Raw genomic sequence first — 19,454 nt, 5'->3', positions numbered from 1 at the left:
GCTCAGCCGTGCAGCTTCCTGGCCGTCTCCGCGATCTGGCGGCCCTGATAGCGTGCGCCGGCGAGCTCGTTGGCGCTGGGCTGCCGGCTGCCGTCGCCGCCGGTGATCGTGGTGGCGCCATAGGGCGCGCCGCCGGTGACCTCGTCGAGCTTCATCTGGCCGGCAAAGCCGTAGTTCAGGCCGACCACGACCATGCCGAAATGCAAGAGGTTGGTGATGATCGAGAACAGCGTCGTCTCCTGGCCGCCATGCTGGGTCGCGGTCGCCGTGAAGGCGCCGCCGACCTTGCCGTGCAGCGCGCCCTTGGCCCAGAGACCACCGGCCTGGTCGAGGAAGTTCGCCATCTGCGAGGCCATGCGGCCGAAGCGGGTGCCGGTGCCGACGATGATCGCATCGTAATTGGCGAGGTCCTCGATTTTGGCGATCGGGGCGGTCTGGTCGACCTTGTAATAGGAGGCTTTCGCGACCTCGGCCGGCACCAGCTCGGGCACGCGCTTGATGTCGACGGTGGCGCCGGCCTCGCGCGCGCCCTCGGCGACGGCATTGGCCATCGCTTCGATGTGGCCATAGGCGGAATAATAAAGGACGAGAACTTTGGTCATGATGATCTCCGTTGGATGCAGATTTGATGGTGGGTGTCGGAGCGTCATGCCGGGACAAGCCGGCATGACGAATGCGTTGCTAAGCCGCGTCGACGAGCACGATCTCGGAATCTTCCAATGCCGTGATCTTCAGACTGTCTTCGTCGCGGATCGCGGCGCCGTCGCGTGCGTTGACGCGCACGCCGTTGATCTCGACCGACCCCGCCGCGGGCACGAGATAAAGGTGCCGCGACTTGTGCGGCACGTACTCCGCGCTCTCGCCCGCCTTCAGCGTGGTGGCGAGCACCCGCGCATCGGCGCGGATCGGCAACGCGTCCGTGTCTTGCTCGAAGCCGCTCGCGATGGTGACGAGCTTGCCGGAGCGGTCTCCTTTCGGAAACGGCTTCGAGCCCCAGGTCGGCTGTCCGCCACGCGCGGTCGGCTCGATCCAGATCTGGAAGATCCGGGTCTTGCTCGGCTCCAGATTGTACTCGGAGTGGCGGATGCCGCTGCCGGCGCTCATCACTTGCACGTCTCCCGCTTCGGTGCGTCCCTCGTTGCCGAGGCTGTCCTGATGGGTGATCGCGCCCTCGCGCACATAGGTGATGATTTCCATGTTGGCGTGGGGATGGGCTGGAAAGCCGGTGTTCGGCGCGATCTCGTCGTCGTTCCACACCCGCAAGGCGCCGTGACCCATGTTGTCGGGGTCATAATGGCTTGCGAAGGAGAAATGATGCTTGGCGTTGAGCCAACCGTGATCGGCGCCGCCGAGCTTTGAGAAGGGTCTGAGTTCGATCATCTGCGTAATTCCTTGTTTTGGGGGGTGGCGCCTTGATCAGGCGCCGAAACCGCCGTCGACGTTGAGCACCGTGCCGGTGACGAAGGAGGCTTCCGGGCTTGCGAGGAAGACGATTCCGGCGGCGACTTCCTCGGGACGGCCGAAGCGCTGCAGCGCGTGCTGCTTGCGCTGGGTCTCAGCGAACTCGCCGCCGTCCTTCGGATTCATGTCGGTGTCGATCGAGCCGGGCTGCACCACGTTCACGGTGATGCCGCGCGGGCCGAGGTCGCGGGCTGCGCCCTTGGTGTAACCGACCACGGCCGCCTTGGTGGCGACGTAGTCCGCAAGGCCCGGGAACGAGGCGCGGTCGGCAAGCATCGAACCGACGGTGACGATGCGGCCGCCCTCGCCCATCAATTGCGAAGCGGCGCGGATCGCCGCGATCACGCCATGCACGTTGACCGCGTCCTGGCGGGCGAGCGCTTCGGTGTCGGCATTGGCATCGTCGATCGCGCCGCCGCTCGCGACGCCGGCATTGTTGACGAGGATGTCGAGATGGCCGAACTCCTTCGCGACGGCGTTGACGAGCTGCGTCACGTCCTTGGCCGAGGCCTGGTCGGCCTTGAAGGCGCGGGCCTTGACGCCCCGGGCCTTCAACTCGGTGACGACCGCTTCCGCCTTTTCGGGAGAGGCAACGTAGCTGATGGCGACATCAGCACCTTCATCGGCGAGTGCGCGGGCAGAGGCCGCGCCGATACCGCGCGAGCCGCCGGTGACGAGGGCAACCTTGCCTGAGAGCTTCTTGGTCATTGGATTTCTCCAGTCCTGAATGTCTGATGACCCTTGGATAAGCCTCCGCCTGTGGTATATAAATAGAAACTGTTGAAACGTATTGTTTCCAAAAACATCCCGATCGGACCCGCCATGGCCAAACTTCCCGATTTCGAGGCACTCGCGATTTTCGCAAAAGTTGTGGAATTACGGTCGTTTGCGGGGGCCGCGAGCGAGCTCGCGATGTCCAAGGCGACGGTGTCCAAGGCGGTCACGCGCCTCGAAGAGCGGCTCGGCGCCCGGCTGTTCAACCGCACCTCACGCCGGCTCGCGCTGACCGATGCTGGCCATAAGCTCGCCGAGCGTGCGACGCGCCTGCTGTCCGATGGCGAAGCCGCGGAGAACGAGGCGCTGGCGCAGTCGGTCGCGCCGCGCGGCCTGGTGCGGCTCGCCGTGCCCATGACATTCGGGATCAAGGCGGTGGCGCCGCTGCTGCCGGAGTTCTTCGAAACCTATCCCGAAGTCTCGGTAGACCTGCATCTGAGCGATGCGACCATCGATTTGATCGGCGAGGGCTTTGACATGGCTGTGCGGATCGCGCGGCTGCCGGATTCCTCGTTGATCGCGCGGCGCCTCTTCACCATGCCGCGTTTCACTGTGGCCGCGCCGTCCTATCTGAAGCGCGAGGGACGACCGACGCATCCGATGCATCTGGCCGCGCACAAATGCTTCAGCTACGCCTATCTCTCGACGCCGAACGTCTGGCACTACACCAATGCGGCCGGCGAGCAGGCCAGCGTGCGTCCGGGCGGACAGCTCCGTGCCAACAACGGCGACGCGGTGATGCCGGCGCTGATCGCCGGCCTCGGCATCGCCGACCTTCCAGAATTCATCGTCGGCGACGCCATCTCCTCCGGCGAGGTCGAAGTGATCCTGAAGGACTGGAAGCAGGTCGAAGGCGCCGTGCATCTGGTGACGCCACCCGGCGGCCCGCGCCCCGCACGCGTCGAGGCGCTCGGCGATTTTCTCGCAGCGAAACTGCCGGGTACGTGCAAACGGCGGGTGAAGAAGAGCGAGCGAACAGCGTAGGTGCCGTAGGGTGGGCAAAGCGAAGCGTGCCCACCAATTCACGCGAGGAATCGCAAGTGCCTCAGTACCGCCGAGCGCAAGGCAACATGTTCTTCTTCACCGTCGTGCTAGCTGATCGGTCAAGTACGCTACTCGTCGACCAGGTTGATCGCCTACGCCAGATTTACCGAACGGTCGTGCAACGCCGGCCGTTCGAGACCGTCGCGATTTGTATCTTGCCTGACCACCTCCATGCGATCTGGGCGTTGCCTTAGGATGACGCCGACTTTTCGTCGCGATGGAATCTGATCAAGGGTGGGTTTTCGCGGCGGCTGGAGGCCGGCGAGCGTTCAATCAGTAAGTCGAGGAAGTTCCACCGCTATGTTGATCAAGGCACCCTTCCCGTGGATGGGGGAGGGGATATGCGGGACGTTGCCGGGCAATTCGGCGAATGATAGTGGGCACGGCGCGCGAAGAGCGCGCCTTTGCCCACCCTACGGCACCTCGTCGCACAGCTATCGTAGGGTGGGCAAAGCGAAGCGTGCCCACCAATCTTCGACTACGATACCTTCACGCCGTCGATCGCGACCACGCGCAAGGCCGGCCGCAACGTCCCCTCCAGCTGTGTCTTCAATTCGTGCACGCGCGGATCGCTCGAGCGTGCCGCACACACCGCGTATTGATGCACGGATTGCGCCAAGGCGCGTCGCGCTTCCGGCGTTCGTGTCACGTCAGGCTTTGACAGCCGCAACACGATAGCGGCGAGATTCACCAGCATCTCGTCCAGCGCCACGTCAATGGTCTGAAGTCTATTCATCGCTCCACTCCCTGGGAGGCAACGGTAGAGTCCAGGGGGCGTTCCTGACCGGGCGGAACATGGATAATGCTTCGTTAATCCCGCCGCGCGGCTTGTTCTTGCGGAGGGTCACGCTAGGCTGGCAGCGAAACAAGAAAACAGGGGGAAATCTGCCATGGATCGCCGCGATGTCCTGCGCGCCGCTGCCGCATTGCCGTTGTTGCCTGCGTTGTCGAGCGCGGCTTTCGCGCAAGCCTATCCCACTCGCAACGTCACCATGATCGTGCCGTTTCCAGCCGGCGGCCAGGCGGATCTCGCGGCGCGCCCCGTCGCACAGGCGCTGGAGCGAATCCTCGGCAAGGCGGTCATCGTCGACAACCGCGCCGGCGGTGGCGGTGGATCCGTTGGCAACGCCGCGGCGGCGCGCGCCGAGCCTGACGGCTACACGCTGCTGATGACGCTGTCCTCGCTCGCGGTGCTGCCCGAGGCCGACCGGCTGTTCGACCGTCCGGTCGCCTACGAGCTCTCGCAGTTCATGCCGATCGCGCGGGTGCTGGCCGATCCCACGCTGCTCGCGGTACCGGCCTCGGCGCCGTGGAAGACCGCGCAGGATTTCGTCGAGGATGCCAGGAAGCGTCCCGGCCAGATCACCTATGGCTCGTCGGGGCCTTACGGCACGTTGCATGTGGCGATGGAGATGTTTGCGAGCAGCGCCGACATCAAGCTGCTCCATGTGCCGTTTCGCGGCGCCGGACCGGCACTCACCGCGCTGCTCGGCGGCACCGTGCAGGCGATCGCCGCCGCACCGGGAACGCTGAAGCCGCAAGTGGAGGACGGCAAGCTGCGCGTGCTCGGCAATTGCGGCGCCAAGCGCATCGCAAGCTTCCCCGATGTGCCGACCTTCCAGGAGCTCGGCTACAAGGATGTCGAGATGTACATCTGGGCCGGACTCTTTGCCCAGAATGCTCTTCCTGCCCCGATCGCGACTCGCCTGCGCGAGGCAATGGCGCAGGTGATGACGAGCCCCGACGTGCTCAAGGCCTTCGAAACGTCGGGCAGTCTCGTTGCCTATCAGGACGCGCCGGCGTTTGCCGAGTTCGTGGCGGTCGACAGCGCGCGGCTGATTGCGGCGGTGAAGAAGATCGGCAAGGTCGAATAGGTTCCTGGCCCGTTTTCACAATTTTTTGTTGGTCCAGAACCTCCCCGCGTCTCATTGATTCAGCAGAATTTGAGAGACTCGCGAAGGAATCGGACATGCGAACAGAGCGGATTGCGCTGGGTGTGGCGCTTGCGATCGGCGGCATCGCCGCGCAGGGCGTTGCATCCGCTGAAGAGTATCGCGGAACCATGGAGCAGCAGATGGCCTGCACGCCGGATGTATGGCGGCTGTGCAGCGACCAGATCCCTGATGTGAGCCGCATTACGGCCTGCTTGCGGCAGAATACGCCCCAGCTCTCCAGCGGTTGTCGCGCGGTGTTCCAGTCCAACAACCAGATGCCGCCGCAGCAGCAGGTTCCGGGCAATCGCGCCGCGCCGGCGCCACGATACAATGCTGCGCCGCCGCCTCCGGCGACCCAGCCCCGGCCTTACGACGAGGATGATTAGCGCGCTTCGGATCTGGTCTCGCAGACATCGACCCATTCCGCCGCGGTCAGCTCGGCCATCCGCTCCGGCGTGATCCGTACCGCGCTATGGGTCGAGCCGGCAGCCGGCACCACCACATCGAACGCTTTCAGCGAGATGTCGCAATAGACCGGCAGCGGCGCCTTCAGTCCGAACGGGCAGACGCCGCCGACCTCGTGGCCGGTGACCTCCGCGACCTCTTCCAGCCCCAGCATCTTCGGCTTGCCGCCGAACGCCGCCTTCACCTTCTTGTTGTCCATGCGCGAGGTGCCGGCCGCGACGATCAGGATGACGCGTTCGCCGATCCGCAAGGACAGCGTCTTGGCGATCATTCCGGGCTCGACGCCGTAGGCCTCGGCGGCCAGCGGCACGGTCGCGGAGCTGATCGGGGATTCGATAACGGTGATGTCGGGGGCTTTTTCGGCGAAGAAATCGCGAACGGATTGAAGGCTCATTCAGGTCGGCTCATTCCAGACTTAAGGGCGGGCGGCGACGCCTAAGCAATCCTTGGCAGCTCAGAGAGCGCCCGGACACGATGATCCGGCGCAAAGCCGAGCTCGTCCATCTGGGTGCGGATCGCCTTGAACATCGTCAGCGGTGCCACGAGTTCGTTCTCGACGCAAGCCAGGGCCATCGCTTCGGGCCTCACCCGTTCGATCCAGGCAACGTTCAGTCCGAATGCTTTCGCGCCTGCGACATCCCAGGGATTGGAGGAGACGAACAGCACCTCGTCCGGCGCGGTGCCGAGCGCCTCGCCGATCAGCTCATAGGCCTCCGCGCTCGGCTTGAAGATCTTCTTCGCGTCGATGCTGATCGTGGCATCGAGCAGGGCGTCGAGACCGGAGTTGCGCACGAGCGCATTCAGCATGTCCGGACTGCCGTTGGAGAGGATGGCGAGTTTTCGCGGTTTCAGAGCCGTGAGCGCTGCCGTCGCATCCGGATAGAGATCGAGATGCAGGTACTTCTCGATCACGCGCTCGAATGCCTCGTTCTCGTAAGCGAGCCCGAGCACGCGCAACGTATAGGCGAGCGAGTCGCGCGTGATGGCTGCAAAGTCCTGGTAGCGCCGCATCAGCGAGCGCAGCCAGGTGTATTCGAGCTGCTTGATCCGCCAGATCTGCGTGATGATCTCACCGTAGCCGGGAAACGCATCCTCGGTGATCTCCGCGACCGATTGGATATCGTAAAGCGTTCCGTAGGCGTCGAAGACAACGGCTTTGAGACTCAATTCACCTGTCCCCCGGGATCGTTGCGGTCCACGGACTATACAAGGCGCAGCGAAATCGGTCCAAGAGGCAATCGCGACTTGGGCCTCTGGTTTCTAAAGCCTGATCACGACCTTGCCGAAATGTGAGCCGGTCCGCAGGTGCGCATATGCTTCGGGAACCTCGTCGAAGTCGTAGACCCGATCGACGATCGGGTGGATCGCATGCTCGGTCAGGAAGCGATTCATCGCGACAAAGTGTTCGGCCGATCCGACGGTGACACCGATGATGTCGGCATTCTCCCACTGCAGGCGTGCGAGGTCGGGCTTGGGACCGAACCCCGTCAAAACCCCAATCTGAACGATCTTGCCACCCGAAGCGACCGATCGCAGCGATCGGTCATAGGTGCCGGGACCGCCGAGTTCGAGGATATGACTGGCGCCGGCGCCATTCGTCGCCTTCATCAGGACGACATCCCAGTCCGGCGTGTCGCGGTAGTTGATGAGGATCGAACCGCCCAGCGCCTTGGCGCGGGCGAGTTTTTCGTCCGAGGATGATATCACGATCGCGCGCGCGCCCAGCGCCGCTGCGAATTGAAGCCCGAACAGCGCGACGCCGCCTGTCCCCTGGACCAGCAGCGTGTCGCCTTTGCGCATCCCGCCGCGTGCGACGATGCCATGAAAAGCCGTGACGCCGGCGCAGGGCAGGGTCGCTGCCTCCACCGCGGACAGATGCGCCGGCACTGAGACCAGCGCGGTCGCCGGCAGCACGACATACTCAGCCAGCATTCCGTCCATCGTGTTGCCACCGAGGGATAACGGAATATAGCTGGACTTGAACGGCCCCGAGATCCAATCGCGGAAGAACGATGCAGCGACGCGGTCCCCGAGCCGCCATTGCGCGACGCCGGCGCCGATGGCGTCAACGACACCCGCACCGTCGGAGAGTGGAACGCGTCCGTTGAGCTCGCCTTGGCCTGCACGGTCGAGGACCAGGAGGTCGCGGTAATTCAGACTTGCCGCTTCGACCCGAATGCGGACCTCGCCATTGGCGGGTTCGGGTTTGCCGACGTCGACGCACGCAAGGCGGCCAGCACCAGCATGGCCATTCAAATGGTAGGCTTTCATCGTTGCTCCCTTCACAAGTGGCATTCACTTGGACGAGCGAAGTCTGTAAGGTCTGACAGCGCTGTGAGGGTCAAGAGGCTTCAGATGAAAATCGGCGAACTCTCCCGACGGACGGGGGTCAGCGTCCGAATGCTGCGCTACTACGAAGGCGAAGGACTGCTTGCGCCGCTGCGGACGAACTCCGGCTATCGCGACTATGGCACGGCCGAAGAGGAAACCGTACGGCGCATCAAGATGCTCGGCGGCGCGGGGATGACGCTCGAAACCATTAAGCGGTTGCTCCCTTGCGTCAGGAACAACGATCCGGCTTTCACGCCGTGCAACGAGCTGCGAAAAATACTCACTCAGCAGGTCGGCCTGATCGACGAACGTATCGAGACGCTCAGCGAAAGCCGGACAATCCTGGCCGGCTTCCTCGCAAGCGTGAACTGATCGCGCGCGACGCCGCCATCGGATTCACCGCGCCAAGGCCGCCATCCGCAACTTGGGCCGCAGCTGGGTGCTGGACCTGCGCGGCGCGAGCATCGGCCTTGAGTCTTAAGCCTTGAGGACCTGAGCGTGAGGGCTTCGATAGCAGCGTCGAAGCCCTCAATGCGCTGACGAGTGCGCCCCTAGATCCCCAGCAGCTTCCTTGCGTTCGCCTTCAGCACCTTCGGCCGGATCTCATCGCGGATGTCGATCTTGGCGAAATCCGACAGCCAGCGGTCCGGCGTGATCACCGGCCAGTCCGAGCCGAACAGCATCTTGTCCTGCAGGATCGAGTTGATGTAGCGCACCAGGATCGGCGGGAAATATTTCGGCGACCAGCCCGAGAGGTCGATGTAGACGTTGGGCTTATGGGTCGCGACCGACAGTGCTTCCTCCTGCCAGGGGAAAGAGGGATGCGCGAGGATGATCTTGAGGTCGGGGAAATCGGCCGCGACGTCGTCCATGTACATCGGGTTGGAATATTTCAGCCGCATGCCCATGCCGCCGGGCATGCCCGAGCCGACGCCGGTCTGGCCGGTGTGGAACAGCGCGATCGCGCCGCCATTGTTGATCTCTTCATAGAGCGGATAGGCCATGCGGTCGTTGGCATAGAAGCCCTGCATGGTCGGGTGGAATTTGAAGCCGCGCACCCCGTATTCCTCGATCAGCTTGCGCGCCTCTAGCACCCCGAGCTTGCCCTTGTGCGGGTCGATCGAGACGAAGGGGATGAGGACGTCGAGATGGTCGGAGGCGATCTCCAGCATCTCCTCGTTCTTGTAGCGGCGGAAGCCGGTCTCGCGCTCGGCGTCGACCGGAAAGATCACCGCGGCGATGTTCTTGGATCGATAGTAGGCGGCGGTCTCCGGCACGGTCGGCGGATGCTTGTGCGGCGACTTGAAATAGTCCGCCATCTGCGCCTGAAAGTCGTCATAGCCGTCGTCGGGATGGGTGCCGCAGGGCTCCTCGGCGTGGGTGTGGATATCGATGGCGACGACGTCGTCGATATTGGGCAGCTTCAGCTTCGGCATGGGTTTCCTCCCGACGGGTTGTCGAATTGATTATATGATATAACGAACTTGGCAAGGCATTGTGGGACAAGTCGTTGTCGGACAGGCGTTGTGGGGCAGGCGTCGTCCGAGATGCTGATTGGGCCGATCCGGCCGCTTCTACTTTGCATGGGGTTGTTTTCCTGAATTTGCTGGGTGGGATCGGGCCAGATAACATTGACATCCGGTCCTCCCATGCCTTAAGAACCGCCCCGTCCCGGGCGGTCGGTCCGCCAGCGGGAAAATCTCATTTTGCCTCATTCGCGCGTGCCGAAACGGTAGTGCCGAACACGGCCTTTCGAACGTTCAGGATTCTGCCATGAAGGTCCGTAACTCGCTGAAATCGCTGCGCGGTCGCCATCGCGCCAACCGCCTGGTCCGCCGCAAGGGCCGGGTCTATGTGATCAACAAAGTGCAGCGCCGCTTCAAGGCACGTCAGGGCTGATTTCGCCCTGCCGGACGCTCGCGAGCGCCCCGCAAGACCACGGTCTCACACGAGTTTGACGCCGCCCCTGCTTTGCAAGGGCGGCTTTGCGCGTTTAGACTTCGGCCATGGCAGTGAGATTCTTCGTCGCGCGCACCCTGTGTCTGGCTCTTGTGCTGGGAGCCGCCGGACTCGCTCCGGCGCTGGCACAGCAGATTGATCCACCGACCCCGCCCGGCAAGCAGAAGAAACTTCCGGAAGCGCCGGCCAAGCTGCCCAAGGTCGACCGCACCAAGAATCTCGATTTCCTGTTCGGCGCGCTGAAAGCTGCGCCTGACGAAGCCAGCGCCAAGCATGTCGAGGCGCGGATCTGGGCGATCTGGATCCAGACCCCGAGCGACACCGCGGCGCTGTTGATGGCGCGGGCCAAGACCGCGGTCGACGCAAAGAAGATCGAGGTCGCAATCAAGCTGCTGGATTCGGTCGTCAAGCTGAGGCCCGACTACATCGAGGCCTGGAATCGCCGCGCGACGCTCTACTACATGCAGAACGATTATGGCCGCTCGCTCGCCGACATTCGCGAGGTGTTGATCCGTGAGCCCCGCCATTTCGGCGCGCTCGCAGGCCTCGGCATGATCATGCAGGAGGTCGGCGACGAAAAGCGCGCACTCGAGGCCTACCGCAAGGCGCTCGCCGTCAATCCGCACCTCGAGAAGATCCCCGATCAGGTCAAGGCGCTGACCGAGAAGGTCGAAGGCCGCGATATTTAGCGGACAAGTCGATCATTGCTCGAGCGAATGCAACGCAGGCGGATTAACCACGATGACACGCGCCGCGTCACGAGGGGTGTGGGTCGCACCGCCGCAGGCCTACCTTCATGGCGGGAGCACAGCCATGAAGCGTTTGATCTTTGCAGGTACATTGCTGTTGGCGTCGGGCACGGCGAGCCTCGCCGACGGACTGTTCTGGGTGGTCGGCAATCGCGCCACCGGAAAATGCAACATCGTGACCAGCAATCCCGTGATCATCGGCGACGTCTGGTTCGGTGACGGTCCTTACAAATCGAAGGCCGACGCCAAGCTTGCTCGTTCGACCATCCGCGCCTGTCCCGCACCCACGCCTGACGAGGAAAAGGACGAGGACAGCACGAAATAGGTCGACAGCGACCTAGTGCAAAACGCTGCCCTCGCGCTCGGCGAGGCCGCGATCGACTGCTGCGGCGTAGGCCTTTGCAAGCTCCGTCTCGAGGTGCTCGTTGATCAGCAGCAGCGCGCGCACAGCACCGCGCAGGTCGCCGTGGCAGCTTGCCACGATCTCGTCGATCGCAGTATCTTTGGATCTCAGGCTCATCGAAATTCTCCGGTTCAAATCAGGATAAATCCTGCCGGTCTTTCCCGCATCCCCGAGGGTTGCGAGCAGGATCGGCGCCCACCTGCGTCTAAATGGCGGAACCCACCGTGGCGATTATATGGACGCCGCGATGACGACTGCATGAAGCTGTTTCGAGGCTTGCGTGCTGCGGGGAGTAGCATTGATTTCGTTGCGTTTTTACGGCTTGAATTATGCATATATCCACAGCCCCGGTATTTCAAGTGGAGCGCGGGGGCTCCCCGGGCGAAACTGCCGCCCGCAAGCCACGTAACTGCCCTGTGCCCTGGATCGCCCGGATTCCATCCATGATCGTGATGTCAGTCGTGACCGCGCTGGTTGTGCTGGCGCTGGTCACGCAGGCCGGCGTCCTCGCTGTGCAACGCTCCTTTCCACCGCAAGGCCGGATGATCGAGGTCGATGGCGCCGTGCTTCACCTCGTCGATATCGGCCCGCGCGATTCGGGCCTGCCGATCGTGATGCTGCACGGCGCGAGTTCCAACCTCGAGGCGATGCGGCGGCCGCTCGGCGATCTTCTCGCCAGGGATCATCGCGTCATCCTGATCGACCGTCCCGGTCATGGCTGGAGCACGCGGGCGCGGCGGCAGGATTCGACCCCGGAGGTGCAGGCGCGGATGATCGATGAGGCGCTCGGCAAGCTCGGGATCGATCGCGCGATCTTCGTGGTGCATTCCTGGAGCGGCGCGCTCGGCGCGCGGCTGGCCCTCGATCATCCCGGCCGCGTCGCGGGCCTTGTGATGCTCGCGCCCGTCACCCATCCCTGGCGCGGCGGCGTCGGCCGCTACAACGAGATCATCGCAACGCCCGTGATCGGCCCGCTGCTCGCCTACACCATAACCCTGCCGCTGGGCTACTTCCTGAGCGAGCCCGGCGCGCGCAACGTCTTCCTGCCGCAAATGATGCCGGATGGTTTCGTGCGGGACTCCGCGACGCCGCTGCTGCTGCGCCCGCGCGAGTTCATCGCCAATGCCTATGATCTGGTGACGCTGAAGGAAGCGGTCGCCGTGCAGGTCGTCCGCTACGGCGAGATATCGGCGCCAGTCACGATCATCGCCGGCGAACCCGACAAGACGGTGAAGACCGACATTCACGCGCGCCCGTTCGCTGCCACCGTGCAGAATGCCAAGCTGATCGTGCTGCCTGATCTCGGCCACATGGTGCAGAACGCGGTGCCCGATCTCGTCAAGACGGAGATCGAGACGATGATCGGAAACATCGTCCCGGCGCAGGCGGCCGCCGATTAGCGGCCGCCGCTTACGCGCTTACTGCTTGATCTTGCCGTCCTTGTCGAACTGCGACACATAGGCCCAGAGATTGTTGATCTCGTTCTCGTTCTTGATGCCGGCGAACGCCATCTTGGTGCCGGGGATCTTGGCCTTCGGGTCCTTGATGTATTCCTTGAACAGCGCCTCGTTCCAGGTGATGCCGGAATTCTTGTTGGCGTCGGAATAATTGTAGTCCGGCGCGGTGCCGGACTTGCGGCCGTCGAGGCCGTTGAGCTCGGGGCCGACCTTGTTCTTGGCGCCTTCGCCGATCGCGTGACAGGCCAGGCATTTGTTGAACGAAGACTTGCCGGCCGCGGCATCCTGCGCCATCGCGGCAGGTGCGGTGGCAATCGCGGTGAGGATGGTCAGTGCGCCAAAAATCAGTTTTGTCATCGGGTGCTCTTCGTCTCTTCCCTGGGGTCTGGTCAGTTGCATGCCTGATCGGCAATGGTCGGACCTGCCGGTTTTGGCAGGCCTGTCCGGATTGGACAAGCCGCCAAACCATGGCAGGTTTCACGATTTCCTACTTGTCCCAGAGCGAACTCGCGCAAGATCGTCGATCCGACTTTCGGATGGCCTACCCAAACCACCGCGGACGTGGTTGATTTGCCGCGACAATTCGATCGTGCGGCCTCAGCCGGAAGGATACGCCATGAAGGAAATGTTATGGCCATCATGATGCCTGCGAGCGACCAGGCCGTGCTCGCGCGCCGCGCCGAGATCGTGGCTGCATTGCGCGCAATCGTCCCAGGCGAAGGCGTGATCGATACGCCTGCCGAGATGCGGGCCTATGAATCCGACGGATTGACGGCCTATCGGCAGCCGCCGATGGTCGTGGTGCTGCCCGACACGACCGAGCAGGTTTCGCTCGTCCTGAAATATTGTGCCGGACAAGGCATCAAGGTGGTGCCGCGCGGCTCGGGCACCTCGCTCTCCGGCGGCGCGCTGCCGCTGGAAGACGGCGTGCTCCTGGGCCTCGGCAAGTTCAAGCGCATCCGCGAGATCGATTTCGACAACCGCGCCGTCGTCACCGAACCCGGCGTCACCAACCTCGCGATCAGCCAGGCCGTCGCCCATGCCGGGTTCTACTACGCGCCGGATCCGTCCTCGCAGATCGCCTGCTCGATCGGCGGCAATGTTGCGGAGAATTCCGGCGGCGTGCACTGCCTGAAATACGGCATGACCACCAACAACGTGCTCGGCTGCGAGATCGTGCTGATGAGCGGCGAGATCCTGCGCATCGGCGGCAAATCGGCGGAGAACTCCGGCTACGACCTCATGGGCGTCATCACCGGCTCGGAAGGCCTGCTCGGTGTCATCACCGAGATCACGGTGCGCATCCTGCAAAAGCCGGAGACGGCGCGTGCGCTGATGGTCGGATTCGCGCAAGTCGAGGCGGCCGGCGAATGCGTGGCGCGCATCATCGGCGCCGGCATCATTCCAGGCGGCATGGAGATGATGGACAAGCCTGCGATCCACGCCGCGGAAGCCTTCGTCCATGCCGGCTATCCGCTCGATGTCGAGGCCCTCCTCATCATCGAGCTCGACGGTCCCAAGATCGAGGTCGACGAGCTGATCACGCGGGTCGAGACGATTGCGAACGCTTGCGGCTCGACCACCTGCCAGATCTCGACCTCGGAGGCCGAGCGCAATCTGTTCTGGGCCGGCCGCAAAGCCGCGTTCCCCGCCGTCGGCCGCATCTCGCCGGACTATCTCTGCATGGACGGCACCATCCCACGCGGTGCGCTGCCGAAGGCGCTGGCGCGCATCCGCGAGCTATCCGAAAAATACCAGCTCGGTTGCGCCAACGTGTTCCATGCCGGCGACGGCAATCTGCATCCGCTGATCCTCTATGACGCCAACAAGCCCGGCGAGATCGAGCGCGCCGAAGCCTTCGGCGCCGACATCTTGCGCGCCTGCGTCGAGTTCGGCGGCGTGCTCACCGGCGAGCACGGCGTCGGCATCGAGAAGCGCGATCTGATGCCGGAGATGTTCAGCGAGATCGACCTCAACCAGCAGCAGCGCCTGAAATGCGCCTTCGACGCGCAGGGCCTGCTCAATCCCGGAAAGGTGTTTCCGACCCTGCACCGCTGCGCCGAGCTCGGTCGCATGCACGTCCATGCCGGCAAGCTGGCGTTTCCCGACATTCCGCGGTTCTAGAGCCGCCTCGCTGCAACGCGCCAAATTTGATTTTCGCTGCAAACTTCGGTACCCGCTACAGGCGTGGATACGCTCAAGGTACGAGACGCCAAAGACGTCGAAGAGGTGGTGCGCGCGGCGATTGCCAATGAGCAGCCGCTCGAGATCATCGGCCATGGCTCCAAGCGTGCCATCGGTCATGCGATGGCGACCAACGCCGTGCTCGACGTCTCCGCGCTGAATGCCATCACCGCCTATGAGCCCAACGAACTCATTGTCACGCTCCAGGCCGGGGCGCCGCTGGCCGACGTGCTGTCGCTGATCGATGCCAAGAACCAGCAATTCGCCTTCGAGCCGATGAACACCGCGCCGCTGCTCGGCACGCCCGCGCTCGGCACCATCGGCGGCATGATCGCGGCTGGCCTGGCCGGTCCGCGCCGGATCAAGGCGGGCGGGGCGCGCGACCATCTGCTTGGGGCGCATGCTGTCTCCGGTTTCGGCGACAGCTTCAAGACCGGCGGCAAGGTGGTGAAGAACGTCACGGGCTACGACCTCTGTAAGCTTCTCGCGGGTTCCTGGGGCACGCTGTCGATCATGACCGAGGTCACGCTGAAGGTGATGCCGAAGCCGGAGGCGGAGCGGACGCTGTTGCTGCGCGGGCTCGACGATGCCGCCGCGAACAAGGCGATGACGGCGGCGCTCGGCTCGCCCTTCGACGTCTCCGGGGCCGCGCATCTGCCGACATCGGCGTTCCGGACCAAGATCGAAGGTCTCGGCGATATCGCAGGCCAAAGCGAGGCGCTGACCGTGCTGCGGCTCGAGGGCATTACCGCCTCGGCCGCTCACCGTGCCGGCTCGCTGCGCGAATTGCTGGCGCCGTTCGGAACCGCAACTCTCGTCGAGGACACGGTGTCAGCGGCGCTGTGGACCACGATCCGCGACGTGCTGCCGTTCGCGGCTGACGGCGCGCTGGGGGCGTGGCCGGTCTGGCGGATCGTCTGTCCGCCGGCGTCGGGCGCGGCGCTCGGGACGCTGCTGGCGCGCGAGACCGGCGGCGAATTGATCTACGATTGGGGTGGTGGACTGATCTGGGCGGCGTTGCCACCGAAGCCGGACGCGCATGCCGCGGCCGTGCGCGAACGTACGAATGCGGCCGGCGGGCACGCCACGCTGATCCGGGCGGCCGAGGACATCAGGCGCACGGTCGATGTATTCCACCCGCAAGCCCCTGGCCTTGCCGCGTTGAGCGAGCGGGTCCGCGCCAGTTTCGATCCGAAGACCATCCTCAACCGGGGCCGGCTGTCGCGGGGCGTTGCGGCATGAAGACCGAATTCTCACTCGCGCAGCTCGCCGATCCCGACATCGCGGAAGCCGACAAGATCCTGCGCGCCTGCGTCCATTGCGGCTTCTGCACCGCAACCTGCCCGACCTATGTGCTGCTTGGCGACGAGCTCGATAGCCCGCGCGGCCGCATCTATCTGATCAAGGAGATGCTGGAGAAGGACCAGACGCCGACGGCCGAAGTGGTCAAACATGTCGACCGCTGCCTGTCGTGCCTGGCCTGCATGACGACCTGCCCCTCGGGGGTGAATTACATGCATCTGGTCGATCAGGCCCGGGTCAGGATCGAGCAGCGTTACGAGCGGCCGCTGGCCGAGCGGCTGCTGCGCCGGGTGCTGGCCTTCGTCCTCCCGGACCCGCAGCGTTTCCGCGCCAGCATGGTGCTGGCGCGGCTGGCCCGCCCGCTGGCCGCGTTCCTGCCGACGCCCCGGCCGTGGGCGACGCCCGGCCTGATCCTGCGCCTGAAGGCGATGTTGGCGCTGGCGCCGAGCCGGCTGCCGCCGCCGGGGCCCGCCGCCGGCAGTGTGTTCGCGGCTCTCGGCAAGAAGCGCGGCCGGGTCGCGCTGCTCCAGGGCTGTGCCCAGCAGGTGCTGGCGCCGCGCATCAACCAGGCTGCCATCAGTCTCCTCACGCGCCACGGCATCGAGGTCGTCCTGGTCAGGGACGAGCAGTGCTGCGGCGCGCTGACCCATCACCTCGGCAACGACCAGGACGCATTGGCGCGGGCTCGCGCCAATGTCGCGGCGTGGCGCGCGGAAGCGGCCGGCGAGGGGCTCGACGCCATCCTGGTGACCGCGTCCGGCTGCGGCACCGTGATCAAGGACTACGGCTACCTTCTGCGCGAGGACGCTGCGCTTGCCGCCGATGCGGCGAAGGTCTCTGCGCTCGCCAAGGACATCACTGAATATGTCGCCGGCCTTGGACTCGCGGCCACGGCGCGACAGGACAACATCGTCGTCGCCTATCACTCTGCGTGTTCGTTGCAGCACGGGCAGAAAATCACGGGCCTTCCGAAAGAATTGCTTTCCAATAACGGATTCGTGGTGAAAGATGTGCCCGAGAGCCATTTGTGTTGCGGTTCGGCGGGGACTTACAACATTCTCCAGCCCGAGCTTGCGGGCCGGTTGCGTGATCGCAAGGTCGCCAACATCGCGAGCGTCAAGCCGGACATGATTGCCACAGGCAATATCGGCTGCATGGTGCAGATTGCCAGTGGCACGTCAGTTCCGGTCGTACACACGATTGAGCTTCTCGATTGGGCTACGGGCGGGTCGCGGCCGGCATTGAACGCGCAAGACTGAGCTTTCGAAGACCGAGCTTTCGAGGGCTGAGCTTTCGTCCGGAGGTGACGGCTGAAGACACCCGATCGACCATTGTTCGGCGGCAACAGGAGGACCACGATGGCGAAAGCGAAGAAGAAAAAAAGCAAGAAGGCCAAAAAGGCCAAAAAGGCCAAGAAGGCAGTAGCGGCGAAGAAGACCGCAAAGAAGGCAGCCAAGAAGTCTGCGAAGAAGTCTGCCAAGAAGGCTACAAAGAAATCTGCGAAGAAGGCCGCGCCGAAGAAGGCGGCCAAGAAGGCCGCTAAGCAGGCTGCGCCCAAGAAGGCCGCCAAGAAGGCTGCGAAGAAAGCGGCGCCGAAGAAGGCGAAGGCAGCTCCCGCGCCGAAGCCGTCAACGCCGGCAGCTCCGGCTCCTGAGCCCGCCGCCGAGACAAGCTGGGCGATGCCTTCGTCTTCTGCGGACTCGACGCCGGCCGAAGGACAAGGTTAGGCCCAAGGTTCAGGCTCAAGGTTAGGCCAAAGGGCTGGGTCCAATCCGACGACCATGATCGACAACAGGAAGGCCGCAGCGGTGATGCTGCGGCCTTTTTGCATCGCGCGACGGCGCGCGGAGGATGGTCTTGTCCGGAAGCAACCTGATTCGTGGCGCGGGCAGCACGGTGCCGCAGGACCCGTACTAACCCGGGCCTCCCAGTGCACTTTGGATTGCAAATAATGTGTTCGAGAAGACACACAGGCTGACAACCTGCCGTGGAATCGTCAGAACGCCCAAAAAGTCGGCAGATGCCCGCGTTTTTTGCTTCTCGGTTTGCGCCACTCCATCCAGATTGCCGCAGTTACGAAATTTGCAATCAGGTCGTGCGTTCCGGGGGCTTCCGGGATCCGGCTGGGGTCATAGAACTGGTGATGGGGATCGAAATGAAAAAAGTGGCTTTGTTGGCAACGGCGCTGGCAATGGTGACGGGCTCGGCTTTCGCGGCAGACATGGCGGTGAAGGCTAAGAAGGCCCCGGTGGTTGCGTTCGATCCCTGGGATATCGCCTTCGGCGGCGCCATCATGAGCGACTACATCTTCCGCGGCGTCACGCAGTCGAACCACAAAGCGTCGGTCGCGGCCTATTTCGAGCCGCGCTACAACGTCAACAAGGACCTCCAGCTGTACGTCGGCGTGTCCGCCGAGAGCATCTCCTTCGCCAATCGCGCCGCTGCTGAAGTCGACATCTACGGCGGTATCCGCCCGACCTTCGGCGCCTTCGCGTTCGACATCGGTGTCTGGGGCTACCTGTATCCGGGCGGCAGCTGCGCCGACAACGTGCTCACCGGCGGCATTCCCGGCGGCAACGTCTGCGGCGTCAGCACGACCACGATCTTCCTCGCCGACGGCAACGTCATGAAGAAGGACGTCAGCTTCGTCGAAGTCTACGGCAAGGTGAACTACACCATCAACGACAGCTTCACGGTCGGCGCGACCGAGTACTACTCGCCGAACTTCCTGAACTCGGGTGCTTGGGGCAACTACGCTTCGTTGACCGCCAAATACACGGCGCCCAGCACGGCCTTCGGTCCCTCCGGCATGGGCATGTACGTGTCGGGTGAGTTCGGCCGGCAGTGGTTCGGAACTTCGGACGCCTTCTACGGCACCGGCGTCGGCACCGTTTTCGCCAACGGTATCCCCTACAAGGACTACAACACCTGGAACATCGGCATCGGCTTCACCTACAAGGTGTTCACGCTGGATCTGCGTTACTCCGACACCGACCTGAACAAGGGTGATTGCAACGCCTTCACCAGCGCCTTCAACGCCACCGGCACCACCAACGTCACCGCGATCAATCCGGGCGGCGCTGGATCCAACTGGTGCGGCGCGGCCGGCATTGCCAAGCTGTCCTTCGACCTGACGGCGATGAGCAACCTGAAGTAAGCTTCTTCCCGAAGCGACTTGATGAGGGCGGCAGGGCAACCTGCCGCCCTTTTGCTTTGGGGCTTTGGGGCGCAGGCTGAGGGCCTGCATGGTTCGAGACGTCCGCCTTCCGGCGGGCTCCTCACCATGAGGGGGCACGGTTTTCACCGCGAGGACAGACCTCATCCTGAGGGCCCGCCAAGGGCGGGCGTCTCGAAGGATGGCCGCAACGAAGGGCGATAGCCTCAGGGCTTG

Annotated in this window: 23 protein-coding genes; 13 read left to right on the top strand and 10 right to left on the bottom strand. The window is 63.9% G+C overall.

Features of this window, described 5'->3' with window-relative positions; all coding sequences use genetic code 11:
* Positions 1-2 precede the first annotated feature (2 nt).
* The 3 genes from wrbA to ABIB91_RS26725 all read right to left on the bottom strand — a co-directional run bounded on the left by wrbA (position 3) and on the right by ABIB91_RS26725 (position 2,169).
* Positions 3-602 carry an NAD(P)H:quinone oxidoreductase gene (gene wrbA, locus ABIB91_RS26735; RefSeq protein ID WP_007596996.1) on the bottom strand — a complete coding sequence of 200 codons (600 nt, stop codon included), beginning with the start codon at positions 600-602 and terminating at the stop codon, positions 3-5.
* A 79-nt stretch (positions 603-681) separates the two neighbouring features.
* On the bottom strand, positions 682-1,380 hold the full coding sequence (locus ABIB91_RS26730; protein ID WP_354168663.1) for a pirin family protein: 699 nt from the start codon (positions 1,378-1,380) through the stop codon (positions 682-684).
* A gap of 36 nt (positions 1,381-1,416) precedes the next feature.
* Entirely contained in the window at positions 1,417-2,169 is a 753-nt protein-coding gene (locus ABIB91_RS26725; RefSeq protein WP_354168661.1) for an SDR family NAD(P)-dependent oxidoreductase, read from the bottom strand.
* A gap of 114 nt (positions 2,170-2,283) precedes the next feature.
* Here ABIB91_RS26725 and ABIB91_RS26720 point away from each other — a divergent pair, with 114 nt between their 5' ends.
* Positions 2,284-3,219, top strand: coding sequence for a LysR family transcriptional regulator (locus tag ABIB91_RS26720; RefSeq protein WP_007596993.1), 936 nt, complete (start codon positions 2,284-2,286; stop codon positions 3,217-3,219).
* 538 nt (positions 3,220-3,757) lie between these two features.
* Here the strand turns inward: ABIB91_RS26720 and ABIB91_RS26715 are convergent.
* On the bottom strand, positions 3,758-4,015 hold the full coding sequence (locus ABIB91_RS26715) for a hypothetical protein (RefSeq protein WP_354168659.1): 258 nt from the start codon (positions 4,013-4,015) through the stop codon (positions 3,758-3,760).
* Positions 4,016-4,169: 154 nt separating this feature from the next.
* On the opposite strand from ABIB91_RS26715, the gene ABIB91_RS26710 reads away from it, so the two are divergent.
* Together ABIB91_RS26710 and ABIB91_RS26705 are read left to right on the top strand one after the other, a co-directional pair.
* The gene (locus tag ABIB91_RS26710; protein ID WP_007596990.1) at positions 4,170-5,153 is read left to right on the top strand and encodes a tripartite tricarboxylate transporter substrate binding protein; all 984 of its coding nucleotides are present in this window, start codon (positions 4,170-4,172) and stop codon (positions 5,151-5,153) included.
* A 95-nt stretch (positions 5,154-5,248) separates the two neighbouring features.
* Positions 5,249-5,599 carry a hypothetical protein gene (locus tag ABIB91_RS26705; RefSeq protein WP_007596988.1) on the top strand — a complete coding sequence of 117 codons (351 nt, stop codon included), beginning with the start codon at positions 5,249-5,251 and terminating at the stop codon, positions 5,597-5,599.
* Here ABIB91_RS26705 and ABIB91_RS26700 read toward each other — a convergent pair.
* The 3 genes from ABIB91_RS26700 to ABIB91_RS26690 form a co-directional block, all read right to left on the bottom strand.
* The gene (locus ABIB91_RS26700; protein ID WP_354168657.1) at positions 5,596-6,072 is read right to left on the bottom strand and encodes a YbaK/EbsC family protein; all 477 of its coding nucleotides are present in this window, start codon (positions 6,070-6,072) and stop codon (positions 5,596-5,598) included. The two genes, ABIB91_RS26705 and ABIB91_RS26700, sit on opposite strands and share 4 nt — an antisense overlap.
* 41 nt (positions 6,073-6,113) lie before the next feature.
* The gene (locus tag ABIB91_RS26695; RefSeq protein WP_354168654.1) at positions 6,114-6,845 is read right to left on the bottom strand and encodes a haloacid dehalogenase type II; all 732 of its coding nucleotides are present in this window, start codon (positions 6,843-6,845) and stop codon (positions 6,114-6,116) included.
* Positions 6,846-6,938: 93 nt separating this feature from the next.
* Complete coding sequence (locus tag ABIB91_RS26690; RefSeq protein ID WP_354168652.1) at positions 6,939-7,949, bottom strand: zinc-dependent alcohol dehydrogenase family protein; 1,011 nt, start codon at positions 7,947-7,949, stop codon at positions 6,939-6,941.
* An 84-nt stretch (positions 7,950-8,033) separates the two neighbouring features.
* On the opposite strand from ABIB91_RS26690, the gene ABIB91_RS26685 reads away from it, so the two are divergent.
* Entirely contained in the window at positions 8,034-8,381 is a 348-nt protein-coding gene (locus ABIB91_RS26685) for a MerR family transcriptional regulator (RefSeq protein WP_219685374.1), read from the top strand.
* Positions 8,382-8,560: 179 nt separating this feature from the next.
* Here ABIB91_RS26685 and ABIB91_RS26680 read toward each other — a convergent pair whose 3' ends face one another.
* Positions 8,561-9,445, bottom strand: coding sequence for an amidohydrolase family protein (locus ABIB91_RS26680; protein WP_354168650.1), 885 nt, complete (start codon positions 9,443-9,445; stop codon positions 8,561-8,563).
* Positions 9,446-9,782: 337 nt separating this feature from the next.
* On the opposite strand from ABIB91_RS26680, the gene ykgO reads away from it, so the two are divergent.
* The 3 genes from ykgO (at position 9,783) to ABIB91_RS26665 (ending at position 11,042) form a co-directional block, all read left to right on the top strand.
* A complete protein-coding gene (ykgO, locus tag ABIB91_RS26675; RefSeq protein WP_006611362.1) occupies positions 9,783-9,908 on the top strand; it encodes a type B 50S ribosomal protein L36 in 126 nt (41 codons plus the stop codon).
* A gap of 107 nt (positions 9,909-10,015) precedes the next feature.
* The gene (locus ABIB91_RS26670; protein ID WP_007596972.1) at positions 10,016-10,657 is read left to right on the top strand and encodes a tetratricopeptide repeat protein; all 642 of its coding nucleotides are present in this window, start codon (positions 10,016-10,018) and stop codon (positions 10,655-10,657) included.
* 124 nt (positions 10,658-10,781) lie between these two features.
* On the top strand, positions 10,782-11,042 hold the full coding sequence (locus tag ABIB91_RS26665; RefSeq protein ID WP_354168646.1) for a hypothetical protein: 261 nt from the start codon (positions 10,782-10,784) through the stop codon (positions 11,040-11,042).
* Positions 11,043-11,054: 12 nt separating this feature from the next.
* On the opposite strand, the gene ABIB91_RS26660 is transcribed toward ABIB91_RS26665, so the two are convergent.
* Positions 11,055-11,237 carry a hypothetical protein gene (locus ABIB91_RS26660; RefSeq protein WP_007596968.1) on the bottom strand — a complete coding sequence of 61 codons (183 nt, stop codon included), beginning with the start codon at positions 11,235-11,237 and terminating at the stop codon, positions 11,055-11,057.
* Positions 11,238-11,563: 326 nt separating this feature from the next.
* Between ABIB91_RS26660 and ABIB91_RS26655 the strand changes: the two genes are divergently transcribed.
* Positions 11,564-12,520 (top strand): alpha/beta fold hydrolase, encoded by a 957-nt coding sequence (locus ABIB91_RS26655; RefSeq protein WP_354168643.1) that lies wholly within the window; start codon positions 11,564-11,566, stop codon positions 12,518-12,520.
* An 18-nt stretch (positions 12,521-12,538) separates the two neighbouring features.
* Here the strand turns inward: ABIB91_RS26655 and cycA are convergent, their stop codons facing one another.
* Entirely contained in the window at positions 12,539-12,934 is a 396-nt protein-coding gene (gene cycA / locus ABIB91_RS26650; RefSeq protein ID WP_219685371.1) for a cytochrome c-550 CycA, read from the bottom strand.
* A 273-nt stretch (positions 12,935-13,207) separates the two neighbouring features.
* On the opposite strand from cycA, the gene ABIB91_RS26645 reads away from it, so the two are divergent.
* The 5 genes from ABIB91_RS26645 to ABIB91_RS26625 all read left to right on the top strand — a co-directional run bounded on the left by ABIB91_RS26645 (position 13,208) and on the right by ABIB91_RS26625 (position 19,220).
* Entirely contained in the window at positions 13,208-14,701 is a 1,494-nt protein-coding gene (locus tag ABIB91_RS26645; protein WP_007596965.1) for an FAD-linked oxidase C-terminal domain-containing protein, read from the top strand.
* 63 nt (positions 14,702-14,764) lie between these two features.
* Entirely contained in the window at positions 14,765-16,003 is a 1,239-nt protein-coding gene (locus ABIB91_RS26640; RefSeq protein WP_354168640.1) for an FAD-binding protein, read from the top strand.
* Positions 16,000-17,322: a glycolate oxidase subunit GlcF gene (gene glcF / locus ABIB91_RS26635; RefSeq protein ID WP_354168638.1), complete on the top strand. Its 1,323-nt coding sequence runs from the start codon at positions 16,000-16,002 to the stop codon at positions 17,320-17,322. The genes ABIB91_RS26640 and glcF overlap by 4 nt, the downstream gene beginning before the upstream one ends.
* 99 nt (positions 17,323-17,421) lie before the next feature.
* Positions 17,422-17,790 (top strand): histone, encoded by a 369-nt coding sequence (locus ABIB91_RS26630; RefSeq protein WP_354168636.1) that lies wholly within the window; start codon positions 17,422-17,424, stop codon positions 17,788-17,790.
* Between the two features lie 428 nt (positions 17,791-18,218).
* Positions 18,219-19,220 (top strand): TorF family putative porin, encoded by a 1,002-nt coding sequence (locus tag ABIB91_RS26625; RefSeq protein WP_007596962.1) that lies wholly within the window; start codon positions 18,219-18,221, stop codon positions 19,218-19,220.
* Positions 19,221-19,454 lie beyond the last annotated feature (234 nt).

Origin of the sequence: Bradyrhizobium sp. JR4.3, from assembly GCF_040547695.1 — a bacterium.
GTDB classification, from domain to species: Bacteria; Pseudomonadota; Alphaproteobacteria; order Rhizobiales; family Xanthobacteraceae; genus Bradyrhizobium; species Bradyrhizobium canariense.
This window is presented reverse-complemented; position numbering and strand designations above follow the sequence as displayed.

Bases quoted from the DNA above. Each gene is read 5' to 3' on its own strand.
- wrbA (WP_007596996.1), bottom strand. From the start codon at position 602: ATGACCAAAGTTCTCGTCCTTTATTATTCCGCCTATGGCCACATCGAA.
- ABIB91_RS26730 (WP_354168663.1), bottom strand. From the start codon at position 1,380: ATGATCGAACTCAGACCCTTCTCAAAGCTCGGCGGCGCCGATCACGGT.
- ABIB91_RS26725 (WP_354168661.1), bottom strand. From the start codon at position 2,169: ATGACCAAGAAGCTCTCAGGCAAGGTTGCCCTCGTCACCGGCGGCTCG.
- ABIB91_RS26720 (WP_007596993.1), top strand. From the start codon at position 2,284: ATGGCCAAACTTCCCGATTTCGAGGCACTCGCGATTTTCGCAAAAGTT.
- ABIB91_RS26715 (WP_354168659.1), bottom strand. From the start codon at position 4,015: ATGAATAGACTTCAGACCATTGACGTGGCGCTGGACGAGATGCTGGTG.
- ABIB91_RS26710 (WP_007596990.1), top strand. From the start codon at position 4,170: ATGGATCGCCGCGATGTCCTGCGCGCCGCTGCCGCATTGCCGTTGTTG.
- ABIB91_RS26705 (WP_007596988.1), top strand. From the start codon at position 5,249: ATGCGAACAGAGCGGATTGCGCTGGGTGTGGCGCTTGCGATCGGCGGC.
- ABIB91_RS26700 (WP_354168657.1), bottom strand. From the start codon at position 6,072: ATGAGCCTTCAATCCGTTCGCGATTTCTTCGCCGAAAAAGCCCCCGAC.
- ABIB91_RS26690 (WP_354168652.1), bottom strand. From the start codon at position 7,949: ATGAAAGCCTACCATTTGAATGGCCATGCTGGTGCTGGCCGCCTTGCG.
- ABIB91_RS26685 (WP_219685374.1), top strand. From the start codon at position 8,034: ATGAAAATCGGCGAACTCTCCCGACGGACGGGGGTCAGCGTCCGAATG.
- ABIB91_RS26680 (WP_354168650.1), bottom strand. From the start codon at position 9,445: ATGCCGAAGCTGAAGCTGCCCAATATCGACGACGTCGTCGCCATCGAT.
- ykgO (WP_006611362.1), top strand. From the start codon at position 9,783: ATGAAGGTCCGTAACTCGCTGAAATCGCTGCGCGGTCGCCATCGCGCC.
- ABIB91_RS26670 (WP_007596972.1), top strand. From the start codon at position 10,016: ATGGCAGTGAGATTCTTCGTCGCGCGCACCCTGTGTCTGGCTCTTGTG.
- ABIB91_RS26665 (WP_354168646.1), top strand. From the start codon at position 10,782: ATGAAGCGTTTGATCTTTGCAGGTACATTGCTGTTGGCGTCGGGCACG.
- ABIB91_RS26660 (WP_007596968.1), bottom strand. From the start codon at position 11,237: ATGAGCCTGAGATCCAAAGATACTGCGATCGACGAGATCGTGGCAAGC.
- ABIB91_RS26655 (WP_354168643.1), top strand. From the start codon at position 11,564: ATGATCGTGATGTCAGTCGTGACCGCGCTGGTTGTGCTGGCGCTGGTC.
- cycA (WP_219685371.1), bottom strand. From the start codon at position 12,934: ATGACAAAACTGATTTTTGGCGCACTGACCATCCTCACCGCGATTGCC.
- ABIB91_RS26645 (WP_007596965.1), top strand. From the start codon at position 13,208: ATGGCCATCATGATGCCTGCGAGCGACCAGGCCGTGCTCGCGCGCCGC.
- glcF (WP_354168638.1), top strand. From the start codon at position 16,000: ATGAAGACCGAATTCTCACTCGCGCAGCTCGCCGATCCCGACATCGCG.
- ABIB91_RS26630 (WP_354168636.1), top strand. From the start codon at position 17,422: ATGGCGAAAGCGAAGAAGAAAAAAAGCAAGAAGGCCAAAAAGGCCAAA.
- ABIB91_RS26625 (WP_007596962.1), top strand. From the start codon at position 18,219: ATGAAAAAAGTGGCTTTGTTGGCAACGGCGCTGGCAATGGTGACGGGC.